This is a genomic window from Mesorhizobium sp. M0029, from assembly GCF_040323735.1.
Lineage (GTDB): Bacteria > Pseudomonadota > Alphaproteobacteria > Rhizobiales > Rhizobiaceae > Mesorhizobium.
The window spans coordinates 1-15,772 of sequence record NZ_JAMYVF010000023.1 but is presented as its reverse complement, the minus strand read 5'-3'; the positions used below and the strand labels follow the sequence as shown (position 1 = coordinate 15,772).

The 15,772-nt window shown below is 58.0% G+C and carries 12 protein-coding genes and 3 pseudogenes; 12 read left to right on the top strand and 3 right to left on the bottom strand.

Features of this window, described 5'->3' with window-relative positions; translation table 11 throughout:
- Positions 1–46: 46 nt before the first annotated feature.
- Positions 47–1,186 carry a histidinol-phosphate transaminase gene (gene hisC, locus NKJ76_RS27725; RefSeq protein WP_023750026.1) on the bottom strand — a complete coding sequence of 380 codons (1,140 nt, stop codon included), beginning with the start codon at positions 1,184–1,186 and terminating at the stop codon, positions 47–49.
- Positions 1,187–1,420: 234 nt separating this feature from the next.
- Positions 1,421–3,184, bottom strand: coding sequence for a nif-specific transcriptional activator NifA (gene nifA, locus NKJ76_RS27720; RefSeq protein WP_023672228.1), 1,764 nt, complete (start codon positions 3,182–3,184; stop codon positions 1,421–1,423).
- A 1,150-nt stretch (positions 3,185–4,334) separates the two neighbouring features.
- On the opposite strand from nifA, the gene NKJ76_RS27715 reads away from it, so the two are divergent.
- From NKJ76_RS27715 to NKJ76_RS32485, 3 genes and pseudogenes are all read left to right on the top strand, one after another.
- Positions 4,335–5,666: a dicarboxylate/amino acid:cation symporter gene (locus tag NKJ76_RS27715; protein ID WP_031215335.1), complete on the top strand. Its 1,332-nt coding sequence runs from the start codon at positions 4,335–4,337 to the stop codon at positions 5,664–5,666.
- A gap of 304 nt (positions 5,667–5,970) precedes the next feature.
- A complete protein-coding gene (locus tag NKJ76_RS27710; RefSeq protein WP_023672231.1) occupies positions 5,971–7,002 on the top strand; it encodes a LacI family DNA-binding transcriptional regulator in 1,032 nt (343 codons plus the stop codon).
- Positions 7,003–7,292: 290 nt separating this feature from the next.
- A pseudogene (locus NKJ76_RS32485) lies at positions 7,293–7,520 on the top strand (IS1634 family transposase); the annotation flags it as partial.
- A gap of 80 nt (positions 7,521–7,600) precedes the next feature.
- Here the strand turns inward: NKJ76_RS32485 and NKJ76_RS27705 are convergent.
- The gene (locus NKJ76_RS27705; RefSeq protein WP_023685028.1) at positions 7,601–8,626 is read right to left on the bottom strand and encodes a LysR family transcriptional regulator; all 1,026 of its coding nucleotides are present in this window, start codon (positions 8,624–8,626) and stop codon (positions 7,601–7,603) included.
- Between the two features lie 237 nt (positions 8,627–8,863).
- Here NKJ76_RS27705 and NKJ76_RS27700 point away from each other — a divergent pair, with 237 nt between their 5' ends.
- The 9 genes and pseudogenes from NKJ76_RS27700 to NKJ76_RS27660 form a co-directional block, all read left to right on the top strand.
- Entirely contained in the window at positions 8,864–9,457 is a 594-nt protein-coding gene (locus NKJ76_RS27700; RefSeq protein ID WP_023694280.1) for a NodA family N-acyltransferase, read from the top strand.
- A complete protein-coding gene (nodB, locus tag NKJ76_RS27695; RefSeq protein WP_023672235.1) occupies positions 9,454–10,113 on the top strand; it encodes a chitooligosaccharide deacetylase NodB in 660 nt (219 codons plus the stop codon). Before NKJ76_RS27700 ends, nodB begins: the two co-directional genes overlap by 4 nt.
- Before the next feature lie 13 nt (positions 10,114–10,126).
- Positions 10,127–11,485 carry a chitooligosaccharide synthase NodC gene (gene nodC, locus NKJ76_RS27690; RefSeq protein ID WP_023829773.1) on the top strand — a complete coding sequence of 453 codons (1,359 nt, stop codon included), beginning with the start codon at positions 10,127–10,129 and terminating at the stop codon, positions 11,483–11,485.
- 13 nt (positions 11,486–11,498) lie between these two features.
- Positions 11,499–12,128 (top strand): nodulation methyltransferase NodS, encoded by a 630-nt coding sequence (gene nodS, locus NKJ76_RS27685; protein ID WP_023672237.1) that lies wholly within the window; start codon positions 11,499–11,501, stop codon positions 12,126–12,128.
- Positions 12,129–12,165: 37 nt separating this feature from the next.
- A pseudogene (locus tag NKJ76_RS27680) lies at positions 12,166–12,399 on the top strand (carbamoyltransferase N-terminal domain-containing protein); the annotation flags it as partial.
- Positions 12,400–12,453: 54 nt separating this feature from the next.
- Complete coding sequence (gene nodI / locus NKJ76_RS27675) at positions 12,454–13,365, top strand: nodulation factor ABC transporter ATP-binding protein NodI (protein ID WP_023685034.1); 912 nt, start codon at positions 12,454–12,456, stop codon at positions 13,363–13,365.
- 3 nt (positions 13,366–13,368) lie between these two features.
- Positions 13,369–14,157 (top strand): ABC transporter permease, encoded by a 789-nt coding sequence (locus tag NKJ76_RS27670; protein WP_023672240.1) that lies wholly within the window; start codon positions 13,369–13,371, stop codon positions 14,155–14,157.
- Positions 14,158–14,221: 64 nt separating this feature from the next.
- Positions 14,222–15,196: a LysR family transcriptional regulator gene (locus NKJ76_RS27665; protein ID WP_023835193.1), complete on the top strand. Its 975-nt coding sequence runs from the start codon at positions 14,222–14,224 to the stop codon at positions 15,194–15,196.
- Between the two features lie 398 nt (positions 15,197–15,594).
- A pseudogene (locus NKJ76_RS27660) lies at positions 15,595–15,772 on the top strand (type I secretion system permease/ATPase); the annotation flags it as partial.

The window sequence follows — 15,772 nt, the reverse complement described above, 5'->3', positions numbered from 1 at the left end:
GGATCACCAGCAATTCGGAAGAGATGTGTGTGATCGCCGATTAGCGTCAGCGTAACGAAGAAGCAGAGCCTGACGCTTCCCTGCCTCTGGAGCTTGGCACCGTTAAGCTTCCAGCAATGTCGCCAGCGGCAGCAAGAAATTCATCCATCTGCTCTTTTGTGCCGATGCTGACGCGGATACAGTGTTCCAAGCCTTTGTCCGGAAAAAACGCGACAAGTATCTTTTGCCTCTCCAATGCTGCTTGCCACCATGAGCCGTCCTGTCCCGCGGGCACACGGGCCAGCAAGAAATTTGCGCGGGAGGGTGTTACGGAAAATCCGAGTTGCGATAGTGCAACTGTCACTCGCTCTCGTTCATCCTTGATGTGCTTGTGGTTGTCTGCGTAGGCGCCGCGATGCTCAAGCACGCTGATACCAACGGCATGCCCGATCACGTTCATGTTGAAGACGTTCTGGATGTTTCGCAGCCTTCCAATAATTTCAGGGTGACCGAAACCGAAACCGACGCGAATGCCGGCGGCGGCATAGCTTTTCGAGAATGACCTCAAGACCAGAAGGTTCGAATACCGGTTGATGAGGCGCAGTCCGTGATCGGGTGCAAAGTCGACGTAGGCCTCATCGAGGACAATCAAGCGGTCCGATTGTGCTACGAGGCGTTCGATATCGCTTATCGGGAGGAATGTTCCGGTCGGATTGTTTGGATTGGCCAACATAATAAACTTGGCGTCTTTTGCCGGACCAGAAAGCAATTGCTCCATTGGCAGGGAATGAGCTTGACATCCGATTTCGAGGAACTCAGCGCCCTGGAGCATGGCAAGTTTGCGGTTGAACGAAAACCCTGGCGACATCATCGCAACCTTGTCGCCGGGTGCGAGGAAAGCTCTGTAGATCAGTCCGAGCAGTTCAGACGACCCGTTGCCAGCGATGACCTGATCCCTGGAAACGCCATAGGCGCTGGACGCTGCTTCCCTCAGTCTGAAGTTATCGTCATCCGGATATAGATACTGGCGCTTGAGGGCCGCCACTGCACTTTGCATTATGATTGGCGGCAACGGAAACGGGTTCTCATTTGTATTCAGCTTGATAAAATTTGCGTCCGGCGCTGGTCCGTTGGACGGCAGAGCATCCAACTGTCGTGTCACTTGCGAAAGAGCCGAAAGCACAGTTTGCAGTTTTGCGTCGGACATATTTAACTCCGTTTCAGTCACACAGGGGCATCCGCATGAGCTCGCAACGAGAGCAACATGGCGGACGGGATTGGACGATGGCAGGGTTGCCTTTCACACAATGGTCGCAGCGCCGGCTGACATGGGAATTCAGCCACCTGTCCTCGGTCGAATCGAGTTGACGCGCACGCGGATCTGCATCGCTGCGCGGCGCCAAGGCGCTAAGCTGCTCAGCTCATGCCCAGGGTCATGCTTTCAAAGACGCTTGATCTCGACGCCGTATTTCCTCAGCACGTAGCCAATCTGGCGCGGGGTCAGCCCAAGCAAGCGCGCTGCCTTTGCCTGCACCCAGCCACATCTTTCCATGGCAGCAATGACGCGCTCTATATCGGGCGTCCTCGCGCCAATTGGGTGGGTTGCGCCGGCAAGTGGGTTAGTCGCGGCCGAACTGGCGGCCTCGTCCGGGGGCGTGGCCAAATTCGCTGACTCCGGCAGGATCGGCGGTGGTTGCAGCGCGGCCTTGCCCGATCTGCACTTCCACAGCGCCTCGGCAAAGCATTGGCCTTGGGAGCAGGCAAAGTCGTTTCTCCCGATTGACAGTCCCTCGGCCAGGATCGCTGTCCGGTGCACGCAATTTTCAAGCTCGCGAATGTTGCCGGGAAACTCACATTTCATCAGCACTTCAATCGCACGCGGATCGAAGGTGAGCGTACAGCCGTTCTCGTCGTTGAACTTCTTGAGAAACTCAGCTGCGAGGAGCGGAATATCGCTGCGCCTTTGGCGCAATGCTGGTACCAGCAAGGGAACCACGTTGATGCGGTAGTATAGGTCGGCGCGGAACTCATTCCTTGCAACCGCCTCTTCCAGGTTCCTGTTCGTGGCGGCAATCACGCGAACATCGACCTTGATGGTCTGATTGCTGCCGACGCGCTCAAACTCCTGCTCCTGCAGCACGCGCAGTAGCTTTGCCTGGAACGAGGCCGAGATCTCGCCGATCTCATCCAGAAACAACGTCCCCTTGTCAGCGAGCTCAAAACGCCCCTTGCGGGAATTGAATGCGCTTGTGAAGGCACCCTTCTCATGACCGAACAATTCGGATTCCAGGACTGTCTCTGGGAGCGCTGCACAATTGAGTTTAACGAAGGGCCGCTTGGCGCGCGGCGACAACTCGTGAATTGCCTTGGCAGCCAGCTCCTTCCCGGTACCGGACTCACCTCGCAACAGAACTGTGGTTTTTGCCTTCGCTACGACCGCGATCTTCTCCAGCAGGGCGCTTATAGCCGGACTGTCACCAATCATCCCCTCGACGTGGACCTTTTTGCGCCGGGGTGCAGGGTGCTTAACATCAGAAAATTTCGTTTGCAGCCGATGTTCCAGCTCCGGCGTTCGCTCGCGGTCGACCGCGGAGAAGCGATGCAACTTGACTGTCTGTCCCACCATGTTGGCAATCATGGTAAGCAGCCGGACATCATCGTCGAGCCGATAGCTTGACCTGCTTTCCAAAACCCGGTCCAAAGTCAGCGCGCCTATGGCGTTCCCATCAACACGAATGGGAACGCCGATGAACGACACGGTGTCGGAGGCCCCAAGCACCTCGATATCAGCGGCAGTGAAGGTCGGATGCATCACTATGTCGTCGGCGACAAGCGGCGTGTCGGTCGTCACAATCTGGTCGATGGCGTTGCGCGGCAGGCGCGAGCGGGAGGGCTCATTGCCGTTCGTGCCGCAGCCGCTGGCCACTGTGATGTCCAGTCCGCCCTCGGCATCGCAGAGAGCGATGATGCCGTGCCGCATCTGCACAAACGAGTGCAGGAGATCGACTACCTTGGCCAACTTGAGTTCGAGCCGGGCGGCATCGGCGAGTACTTTCGATATTTCGAAGATGCCGGTTAGCGCGCGCTCGTGCAATGCCACACTCGCAGGATTCGTGTCGGACTTTGGACAACCCTTTATCGCATTCGGCAGCGATATGCCGCAGTCGCGGGCATTCTGTTCTGACTTGCTAATGTTGTGGTGCATGTGATCCTCGATCTCGCGCCATCAAATCTAGGCTGGCGGCATGTGCGCCGCGACATCGTGGGCACGCGCGAAAATGCTCCGACGTGAACTCGTGCCGCCGCCGTGTGGTCGAGTGCAAAGCGGGTCTAGCCCTGACGCATCGCTTGGCTACTCCCTCCACGAGGCTTGGCCATGTTATTGGCTTGCCCCGGGCAAACACACGTTGTTTTCAAAAGACTGGAGCGAGGCGGCATAGTCAATCGAGCTTTCTTTCATCTGTGAAAGGAAACCTCGCGGCCTATGATAGGATTCATCAGTTCTATCTTGCGTTGAAGCAGAAATACGGGCCGGCCATGCGTTGCCCGAGCGGCTGACCGCGCGGAGTGTAAATGCGGGGCCGTGCCATTCACCAGCGCCCGCGAAGGAGGGTCGGGAGCGATAATAACCGCCAACGGCACTGGTCGGTTGCGGCAACCGCCATCTTTCTCGAGTTGATCAGGCGGCGGCGATGTCGGGTGTGAAGGCGCGAAGCTGGCGTTGAGTACGACTTCCTAGGCGGTGCTCGCAACTTTATGAATCGCATCGTCGTGGTCAGCATCATCACTGGGGGCCGAAATCGGCACACTCAATGAGCGTATCGAAAAGTCTGAACAGATTACGATGCGACCGCTTGGAAACGGCTGCCCCTGCTGCGGGCGTTGATTTGCAAAATGGGTCGTCCAAAAGGCCGTCCGAATTTATTCTGTGATTGCAGTGGCTGCATGGTCGTAGGCTGTCTAGAAACGAGCGCTTCCGAACAGGGGTAAGTTAGCCTGTCATCTGGACGGCCTTGAACAGGCGACCTATTGGTACGCGCTGGCGCCAACGATGGGGCCCGGTCCAAAGCCGGCTAACGAGGAACCCACCACGCTCTGTGCAGCAAAACCGCTAGCCAGAGGGATCGACCGGCAGCACTCTGCCAGAGACCATCAAGGGCGTTCGGACCGCGGCCTTGCCCGCTGGTCTGACACCGCTCCTCCATCATTGGCGAGCCCACATCAGTTCAGGTGATGCGGATTCATCTGGCATGGGTATTGCGGCGGCGTTGGTGCAGCGTTCGACCGGAGCGCCGCGATAGGGAGAAGCCCGGGAGAAGTCACGCCACCTCGATCCGGTCAGGGAGAGAGAAACAGTGTCAGCTGCACAAGTCCGCGGCGCGAGTCCCGCGCCCCCCCGCAAACCCTTCTACACCAAGCTCTACGCCCAGGTGCTTGCCGCCATCGCGCTCGGCGTCGCAATTGGCTATTTTTATCCGGAGACCGGCGAGAGCCTGAAGCCGCTGGGTGATGCCTTCATCAAGCTGGTCAAGATGATCATCGCGCCTGTCATCTTCCTGACAATTGCGACCGGCATTGCCGGCATGAACGATCTTCATAAGGTCGGCCGGGTCGCCGGCAAGGCAATGGTTTATTTCCTCACCTTCTCAACGCTCGCGCTGATCGTCGGCCTCATCGTCGCCAATGTCGTCCAGCCTGGCGACGGCCTGAACATCGATCCGGCCTCGCTCGATGTCCAGGCCGTGAATACCTATGCCGCAAAAGCCAAAGCGCAGTCGGTCACCGGCTTCCTGATGAACATTATCCCGCCAACGATCGTCGGTGCCTTCGCGGAAGGCGACATCCTGCAGGTGCTGTTCTTCTCGGTTCTGTTCGGCATGGCGCTTGCGATGGCCGGAGAGACGGGCAAGCCTGTCGTTTCCTTCCTCCAGGCGCTCATTGTGCCTGTCTTCAAGCTCGTCGGAATTCTGATGAAGGCCGCGCCGATCGGCGCTTTTGGCGCGATGGCCTTCACCATCGGCAGATATGGCATCGGTTCGGTAGTCAACCTCGCGATGCTGGTCGCGACGTTCTATTTCACCGCCTTCCTCTTCGTGTTCGGGGTTCTCGGCGCAGTCTGCCGTTACAACGGCTTTTCGATTTGTTCTCTCATTCGTTACATCAAGGAAGAGCTGCTGCTTGTCCTCGCAACGTCCTCCTCGGAGGCGGCGCTCCCGTCGCTGATGGAGAAAATGGAGAAGGCGGGCGCCAGGCGTTCGGTTGTGGGTCTCGTCATCCCGGCCGGATATTCGTTCAATCTGGACGGCACGAATATCTACATGACGCTAGCGGCTCTCTTCATCGCACAGGCGACGAACACGGATCTGTCCATCGGCGATCAGGTGCTGCTGCTGCTCGTAGCAATGCTTTCCTCCAAGGGCGCTGCAGGTGTGACAGGTGCGGGCTTCATCACCCTGGCGGCTACGCTCGCGGTAGTTCCGAGTGTTCCCGTTGCTGGGATGGCACTGATACTCGGCATCGACCGATTCATGTCCGAATGCCGGGCGCTGACGAATTGCGTCGGCAACGCAGTGGCATCCCTCGTCGTCGCACGCTGGGAAGGAGAGTTGGACCGAGCACAGATGAAAGCTGCCTTCAGCGGTCATCAGCTTACCGAGGCATCAAACCGGCTACCCTCCTGCAAGTAAGGTGGGCGGCCCACGACCTGTGAAGTCGCTTAGCTGGTCACATAACTGAACGACCGACCCGCAGCCTCTAAACGGCTCCTCACGGACCATGTATCAGAAGCGCTAAATGTGTGAGTGCAAATCGTCACCGCCCTTTAAGCGAATGAGCCTTTCAGTATACCCGGCCGGTTTACGTCTGCAATGATGTTCGTCCAACACGCTGTGCCCATTCGTATGGGGACGTCTTCACTTTGCCACCCGAAACCGAAACGCGTTAGGCGGACAGAGAGCCGGCCCGCGTCAAAAACCAATCAGAATAGGACCTATGACCAAGCGCCCCACAATTGCCGATCTCGCCCGCGAAGCCCGAGTCAGCGTAGCAACGATCGATCGGGTTCTGAACGCCCGCCATCCGGTGCGCGAGGAGACCGCGCGGCGGGTCCACGACGCCGCCCAGGCGATCGGCTATCATGCTGCCGGGCTAATCAAGCAGCGGTTGCGGCGAGACCTACCGCACTACCGTCTGGGCTTCATCTTGAGAAAACCGGCCCAGCATTTCTACCAAGATTTTGCGCGCGAGGTCGAAGCATCGGTCAATTTGGCCCAGTCCTTCCACGGCATTCCGCTCGTCGAATTCGCCCCGTCACATATGCCGAGCGACCTGATCGCGCCGCTCAAGGAGTTGGGCGCACGCTGCCATGCAATCGCGATGGTGGCACCGGACCACCCGAAAATCACAGCAGCGGTTGAGGACCTCAAGGCCAAGGGCATTCCGGTTTTCTCGCTGCTTTCCGACTTCGCCGCCGGCGTGCGACAGGGGTATATCGGCCTCAACAACCGCAAGGTGGGGCGCACGGCCGCTTGGATGGTGTCCAAGGTCGCAAAACGGCCCGGCAAAGTGGCGGTGTTTGTCGGCAGCCATCGTTTCCAGGGGCACGAGCTCCGTGACGTCGGCTTTCGCTCCTATTGCCGTGAGAACGCGCCCACGTTCGAGGTGCTGGATCCGGTCATGAACCTCGAGAAACGGCAGATCACCTACGAGGCAACGCTTGATCTCATGCAGCGGGAGCCCGAGCTCGTCGGCTTCTATGTCGCCGGCGGCGGCATGGAGGGCGCCATCTCCGCGCTCCGAGAAGAGGGCAAAAGTCGGGATCTCGTCGCGATCGTGAATGAAATCACACCTGAGTCTCGGGCAGCGCTTGCAGATAACATCGTCACGATGGCGGTCGCCACGCCAATGCGCCGGCTTTGCCAGGAGCTGATAACGCTGATGACACGGGCTATCGAGACCGGCACCGCCGAAACACCCGGACAGACATTTCTGCCGTTCGACATCCATCTGCCGGAAAATATATGAAGGCGGAAGCGCGAGGTAGATTGCCTAGATCCGCAGCGTCAACCTCCACCGGCTTCCTTGCCAACATGCCCCACGTTCTCGTGCAGGGGGTGTGGTCAATGATCCCGCACGGCAGGAGCCGAGCGAGGCCAGCACAGTCCATTTGGCGTCGACCTCGTCGACCGCCATCTCCTCGCCTGGCTGCACGTGAAAAGCCGCGGCACAGCCGGCAAGGTAGGAATTTAACCGGGCTAACCATCTTCTGGGACTTCGCACGCAAATCGAGGCGGCAGTCAATTCAGTAGCAGCCCGGGCGTGTGTTCTGCTCGTTCCGGCCCCTCGCACTTAGCAAGGAACTGCGCCGCTCTGCCGGGCCAAAGGCCCGACGCCCGAAGGGCAACCGCTCCTACGCGATCGCGTCCGCCTCCAGAAGCCGCCATCGAAAAGAATGCTCGCGTCGTCACCACCTACGGCCAAAGCGGGCAATCAAGGCAGCTGGCATCACTCTGCCACACATCCTCGACGAGCAACTCGCCTGAGATCAGCCCCAGAACGTAGGTAACACGCGCCGCGCCGGCGCTTGTCGAACATGCTGATCAGCCTGTCTTACAGGCGGTGATTAGGTGGGGCTCAACATCTTCCGGGACTTCGCACGCGATTTCGAGGTGGCAGTCGGTACCAAGAAACGAAAGGTCGGATCGGCGTGCCCGAGACGCTCAATGATTTCAGGCAAAGGCGCCAGGCGAGATGCCTCCTGCAACATCATTTCCCGCATCCACATGCTTGCCGGATCACTATTGTGAAGCTCAGGCCATTGGACGGCTTCCGTGAATGCAGGAGGAGGAAGTGGCGGCGGAAGTTGGACAATCCGCAGGGGTGTTGTTTTTGCGAAATGCTGCGCCAGCCGTAAGGGCATGGTTCCGATGCGGTTGGTGCCTGACAGGACGGGCGGGATCAGGCTAAAGCCCTGTACGACAACTTCGATACGTCTCTCGAAACCGTGCTCGAGCAAATACCATTCCTCCATGGTGGGCTGCCGGGTGTGCCTGAATTTGAGCACAACATGTCCCATGCACAAGTATCGCTCGAATGTAAGTGGCTCCGACAGCTGCTTGTTCGTGCCGCAGCCTACGCCTACGAGCTTATCTTCGAACAGGGCTGCGCGAGGATGTTTCGACATGAACACTTCCGGCATGATTAGAAAATCAACGTCGCCGCGCCGGAGAAGCTCCTCGGGGTCGTCGCAAATAGGCAGACATTCAAAGCGAACGGCGGGAGCTTCCCGCGCAGCGCGCTCTACTATCGTCCTAAAAAATACGAGCGTGATGTAATCGGAAAGCATGATTCGGAAGAGGCGATCCGATTGGGCCGGGTTGAAGGCGTCGGGGGAAATAATCGATAGCTGGATGTGCAGCAATGCATCCCGGACTGCTGGAGCGAGCCCGTCGGCGCGCGGTGTCAAAATGAGCTCGCGGCCGTTCATCGTAAATAGCTCATCGTTGAAATAGGCGCGTAACCGAGCAACGGCGGCGCTCATGGCCGGCTGGCTCAGGTTGATACTGCGAGCCGCGGCAGTGACTTTACGCTCCCTCATCAGAGCGTCCAGCACAACGAGGAGATTTAGATCCAGCCCTTTAAAACGCATGTCATGTTCTATCCAACGTGTGGATGCGTATCATTCAAACAATCAATTTTACGAATTTACGAGCCATGCATTAGAGGAACGTAAATGAGCGACGTCAAGCTCAAATCGACGACACGGGCCGGAACTTCGAGAGAGTGTCTGGCTCACCTTCGCCAACGACAACGGCTGAGTGCAGCCAACAACGCCGCTTTGGTCGAGTAATGCGGCCGCAAAAACCAATATGAAGAGAGGTCCTGAATGCGCCATCAGGTGCAGTGGAAGTTGTGCTGGGAAAACGAGTTGCAGCTCTCCGATCACGTTAAGCTCGCCGAGTTCTTTCGTGATACGTACGGGCCGACTGGGGCGTCCAACGCAGAACCGTTCGAAGGTAGTCGAAGCTGGGCCGGAGCCAGGCCTGAACTCCGCGTAATCGCCTATGATTCAAGCGGTGTAGCGGCTCACATGGGCATACTGCGCCGTTTCATCAAGGTCGACGCGGTCGACCTGTTGGTGGCTGAACTGGGCCTGTACGGGGTACGTCCGGACCTTGAGGGTCTGGGAATCGCCCATTCAATCCATGTCATGCTTCCAATACTGCAGGAGCTTGGCGTTCCATTCGCTTTCGGAACGGTCAGGGACGCGCTGCGGAATCATGTTGAGAGGTTCGGACGGCGATACAGCCCTATGGCCGTTTTGTCGGGAATTCGCGTGCGCTCCACCCGACCAGAGGCCCGCCTCGACCTGCCGCCCACACGCATCGATGACGCACTCACAATTGTTCTGCCAGTTGGACGGCCGATCAGCGAATGGCCCACGGGCACGATGATAGATCGGAACGGACCAGAGCTATGAGCCGGTCCGATTGCTTGTACGAAGTGCGCCGTGAGTGCTCTGACGGCACCGGCCGTCGAAGCGTTTATCTGACGTTTGACGACGGTCCCAATCCACTTTTCACACCGGAGATTCTCGACGTGCTGGCAGAGCAGCGAGTGCCGGCGACTTTCTTCGTCATCGGCGCCTACGCCTTAGAGCACCCATATCTAATCCAACGGATGATCGCAGAAGGGCACGAGGTAGGCAACCACACGATGTCTCATCCGGATCTGTACCAATGCGGTTTCGGCGAAGTGCAACGTGAGGTCTTTGAAGCGAACGACGCCATCATGAGAGCGTGCCCGCAGGCCTCGGTCCGCTTTGTTCGCGCGCCCTACGGCGCCTGGAGCGAAGAAGTCTGCACAGCATCACAGATCGCCGGGCTGGCGGCCCTTCATTGGTCCGTCGACCCTCGAGATTGGTCTCGCCCTGGAGTCGAGGCGATTATCGATAAAGTGCTCGCCTCCGTCCGGCCGGGCGCAATTGTACTCTTGCACGACGGATGCCCTCCCGGCGAGTTGAGCCAGGGCGCTCACGCCGGCATGCGCGACCAGACGGTCACGGCGCTGTCCCGGCTGATTCCAGCACTGCGTGAGCGCGGATTTGTAATCCGCTCACTTCCTCAACATCACTGAACAACGAGATCCCATGACTCTTCTTGGTACAACCAGCACTGTGGCCATTTCGCTTTATGCACTGCTCTCGACTGCCTATAAGAGCATGCAAGGGCTTTATGCTATGCCGACAAAGGATTCGTCGGGGTTGGAGGTTCTCGTCGGCTCCGACAAACTGCCCAGCGTCGATGTCATCGTCCCCTGCTTCAACGAGGATCCGCGCACGCTTTCAGAGTGCCTGGCTTCCATTGCAGACCAAGAATACGCCGGAAGACTTCGGGTCTATTTGGTTGATGACGGTTCTGGAAATCGCGAAGCCTTAGGAACTGTCCACGAAGACTACGCGCGCGACCCCAGGTTCGACATCATTTTGCTTCCCGAGAATGTTGGAAAGCGCAAGGCGCAGATCGCCGCGATACGACGCTCATCAGGGGATCTGGTGCTTAACGTTGATTCAGACACGGTACTCGCGCCCGACGTCATTTCCAAGCTTGTACCGAAGATGCGAGATTCAGCGGTCGGCGCAGTCATGGGTCAATTGACGGCCAGTAACCGAACCGAGAGCTGGCTGACCAGGCTGATAGACATGGAGTACTGGCTGGCTTGCAACGAGGAGCGCGCGGCACAGGCTCGCTTCGGTGCCGTTATGTGCTGTTGCGGCCCATGTGCCATGTACCGCCGGTCTGCGCTCCTTTTGTTACTGGACCAGTACGAGTCGCAATTTTTTCGGGGCAAGCCAAGCGACTTCGGTGAGGATCGCCATCTCACTATCCTGATGCTGAAAGCAGGCTTTCGAACCGAATACGTTCCGAGCGCCATCGCGGCCACAGTCGTTCCGAACAGACTCGGACCGTATCTGCGCCAACAACTCCGTTGGGCACGAAGCACATTCCGGGACACGCTGCTTGGGCTGCGCTTGCTGCCTAGCCTAAATAGCTATCTCACGTTGGACGTGGTCGGACAGAATCTCGGCGCGCTACTCCTCGCCCTATCGGTATTAACGGGCCTCGCACATTTCGCACTGACAGGCACTGTGCCTTGGTGGACAGGACTGATGATTGTGTCCATGACCATGCTCCGATGCAGCGTGGTAGCATTTCGTGCTCGACAATTTCGATTTCTTGGCTTTTCGCTGCACACGTTCATCAACGTCTTTCTCTTGCTTCCGTTGAAGGCCTACGCGCTGTGTACCTTGAGCAATAGCGATTGGCTGTCGCGAAGCTCTGCTGTCGCTACATCGAACACTGGGGGAAAACAGGCCCCCACCCAAGCTCCGATCACTGGTTCCAGCAGGGCAGAACTCTCGCCCCATTCGGCTCCGCTTCGCAGGCTCAATCTTGCGCGGGATTCTTCGGAATTAGTCCTGTCGGACAACATTTGCGGCGACGACTGACCGCAAATACCTAATGGACGAGAGGTGCACGAGTTTGACCCAGAACGTGAATCATCAGTTGCTTGATCGGGAATTGGCCGCTGACGATCCGTGGCGCCTCGACGGCAATCCATTCGAGCGGAAGCGCCACACGCAAATGCTCCAGCTGGCGCTTGCCCAAGGCTCCATTACAAATGCCCTCGAAGTCGGGTGCGCTGCCGGCGCATTCACGGAAAAACTAGTCCCCTACTGCCAAGGGCTCACCGTCATCGATGTCGTGGCGCAAGCGATTGCTCGAGCACGTCAACGGATAAAGGAGCCGTCGCGCATCAACTGGATAGTCTGCGATGTTCAACAGTTTTCGACCGACGAGTTGTTTGACGTGATCGTTGTGGCGGAGGTCCTCTACTACCTCGGAGACATAGCCGAGATGCGCGCGGCCATCAAAAACCTGGTGCGGGTGCTTGCGCCAGGCGGGCATCTGATCTTCGGATCGGCAAGGGATGCTAATTGCCGTCGCTGGGGTCACGCCGCTGGTGCTGAGCCGGTCATGGCCATGCTGAACGAAACGTTGATCGAGGTAGAGCGGCTTGAGTGTCGGGGCGAGTCCGTCAACGAAGACTGCTTGCTCGTCCGTTTCCGGAACCCGATTTCCGCTTCCTGATGAATCTCGAATCTATCGCCGTTAACGTGGAGACACTATGCGCATCTGTGGTACCAAGCTGACCCATGATGGGGCGATCGCCCTGGTCGAGGATGGACGGCTCGTCTTCTGCGATGACCAGGAAAAGCGGCACAACGATCCGCGTTACCAATCCATCGATAATCTCGACGCAATTGTCGCCGCTTTAGCTGAGCAGCGGCTAGATCCTTGTGATGTCGATCAGTTCGTTATCGACGGCGGGGATGGCGAAGACGAGTCACAGTTTCAGGTCGGCAGGGAACCAAGCAACCGCCAGTTTTGTCGTCCCTCTCGGTAAAATGAACCCATGTCCATGATAGCGATCGACCTTACTGACGTAAGCAAAACTTATGACAAGCTCGTTGTCGACAGGCTGTCGTTCCGCGTTGCGGCGGGGGAATGCTTCGGGCTCTTGGGACCGAACGGCGCGGGCAAAAGCACGATTGCGCGTATGGTCCTCGGCATGACATCGCCTGATGCGGGGAAGATTACTGTGCTCGGCGCTCCAGTGCCGGCGCGCGCGCGTTTGGCACGTATGCGCATCGGCGTGGTCCCGCAGTTCGACAATCTTGATGCCGCGTTCACTGTACGCGAGAACCTGCTGGTGTTCGGGCGCTACTTCCGGATGAGCAGACGCCAGATCGATGCGGTCATACCATCGCTGCTTGAGTTCGCCCGCCTCGAGAACAAAGCGGATGCGCGCGTCGCCGAACTGTCCGGCGGCATGAAGCGGCGCCTGACGCTCGCGCGTGCGCTCATCAATGACCCGCACTTGCTGGTGATGGACGAGCCGACCACCGGCCTCGATCCGCAGGCCCGCCACCTGATCTGGGATCGGCTGCGATCGCTGCTGGCGCGGGGCAAGACTATTCTTTTGACTACCCATTTCATGGAAGAGGCCGAGCGGCTGTGCGATCGGCTGTGCGTTATGGAGGAGGGGCGCAAGATCGCCGAAGGTCGCCCGTCCGAACTCATTGACGAGCAGATCGGCTGTGACGTGGTCGAGGTCTACGGCGGCAATCCGCATGAACTGGGTGCGCTGATCCGGCCGTACGCACAGCGCATCGAGGTGAGCGGTGAGACGCTTTTTTGCTATGCACCCGATCCGGAGCAGGTGCTGGCGCAGCTACGCGGGCGCACGGGTCTACGCCTTCTGCAGCGTCCCCCCAATCTCGAGGATGTGTTTTTGCGGTTAACCGGGCGCGAGATGGAGGACTGAACAATGGGCGAACGTTATGCGGCGGGCATGCCCGCCAATGCGTGGAATTGGGTCGCGGTTTGGCGCCGCAACTATCTTGGATGGAAGAAAATCGGGCTTGCATCGGTTCTCGGCAACCTCGCCGATCCGATGATCTATCTGTTCGGTCTCGGCTTTGGCATCGGAACAATGATAGGTCCTGTTGAGGGCTCTTCGTACATTGCGTTTCTCGCGGCTGGCATGGTTGCCACAAGCGTGATGGCATCGGCGACCGCTGAAACGGTCTACGGGAGTTTCGGCCGCATGGGCGACCAGCGCACCTGGGAAGGAATGCTATGCACTCAGCTGACGCTCGGCGATATCTTACTCGGCGAATTGGCGTGGGCAGCCACGAAGGCCCTCATGGCGGGCACAGCAATCACTATTGTTGCCACCACGCTCGGCTACGCATCGTGGCCATCCATCCTCTGCTTGCTGCCAGTCATCGCTCTCAATGGCCTCGCCTTCGCGAGTCTAGCGATGGTCGTCACGGCGCTTGCGCCCAGTTATGAATATTTCATATTTTATAATACGCTTGTTATTACACCCATGCTGTTCCTTTGCGGCGCGATGTTTCCGATCAACCAATTGCCCGGCGCTTTTCAGTATGCTGCCTCCTTATTACCGCTCGCACATGCAATCGACCTCATTCGTCCAGCGATGCTTGGCCGTCCGATTGACAAAATGGGCCTGCATATCGGCGCGCTTTGCATATACACAGTTTTGCCCTTCTTCTTTTCGATTGCTCTTTTTCGTCGAAGGCTGATGCGTTGACGCTACTCACCATTCGAATTGAATGTTTGGTCGCAACCCATTCACACGCCGCCTAGATCAAGACATGCGTTTTAAGGGACTCGATCTGAATCTCCTCGTTGTGTTGGACGCTCTGGTCAGGGAACGTAAAGTCACCGCGGCGGCCCGCAGTATTAACCTGAGCCAGCCGGCAATGAGCGCCGCCGTTGCTCGGTTACGCGCCTATTTCAGCGATGAGCTATTTACGATGAGCGGCCGCGAGCTCATTTTGACACCTCGCGCTGAGGGGCTCGCCCCAGCAGTCAGGGAGGCATTGCTCCACATCCAGCTATCGATTATTTCCTGGGACGCCTTCAACCCAGCCCAATCGGATCGTCGCTTCCGGATTATCCTTTCCGATTACATCACGCTCGTATTTTTTAAGAAGATCGTAGAACGTGCTGCGCGGGAAGCTCCCGCCGTCCGCTTTGAATGTCTCCCTATTTCCGACGACCCCGAGGAGCTTCTCCGGCGCGGCGACGTTGATTTTCTGATCATGCCGGAAGTATTCATGTCGAAACATCCTCGCGCAACCCTGTTCGAAGATATGCTCGTGTGCGTAGGCTGCGGCACGAACAAGCAGCTGTCAGAGCCACTTACATTGGAGCGATACTTATCGATGGGGCAGGTTGTGTTCAAATTCGGGGACACCCGGCAGCTCTCCATGGAGGAATGGTATTTGCTCGAGCACGGTTTCGAGAGACGTATCGAAGTTGTCGTACACGGCTTTAGCCTGATCCCGCCCGTTGTATCAGGCACCAGCCGCATCGGGACCATGCCCTTACGGCTGGCGCAGCATTTCGCAAAAACAACACCCCTGCGGATTGTCAAACTTCCGCCGCCACTTCCTCCCGCATTCACGGAGGCCGTTCAATGGCCTGCGCTCCACAATAGTGATCCGGCAAGCCTGTGGATGCGGGAAATGATGTTGCAGGAGGGATCTCGTATGATTCCTCTGCCTAAGAGCACCGGACGTCTCAGTTGTCCCCAAATTGAGAAACTGCCCCCCCCTCGACTATGAGAGGAGGCATGGATGGCGATCCCCCGCCGCCTGCGACCCCGCAACTGCTCAGCAGAAGGGCGAAGCGAACGAGAGTGAATCCATTTCGTAAATGTGTGCCTATCCAAGCAATCGATTTCTGCAATTGTCCGATGACGAATATGAACGCGCCTGAAGGTGTGGAGGCGGAAGCCTGTTCGGGCCCTTGCGGCCGACCACGATGAATCCCTTCCAAACCTTCAGCCGGACGGTGTTGTTGACCCGCTCCATTAAATGCCAGGACCAAACATATTCGGCGGGAGCACTGATCCTGAACCAGCGAGCGGATGCAGTCGGTTGCCGGTCGGGGAGCAATATAGGGAGCTGGGTCGCCAGCCTCCGGAGACTTACGTGACAACCATTCCTTAAAGGATTCAGCTTTGAGACCCTTCCCTCTGACTTCCGCGATTTGGGGCATTGTGTTGATCAGCGGCGTGGTCAACGTGCTTGCGCTCATCTCGCCGCTGTTCATGCTTCAGGTCTATGACCGCGTTCTGGCAAGTGGCAGCGTATCCACGCTGGTGGGGCTCGTCGTGCTCGCTGCGGGGCTTTATGCGT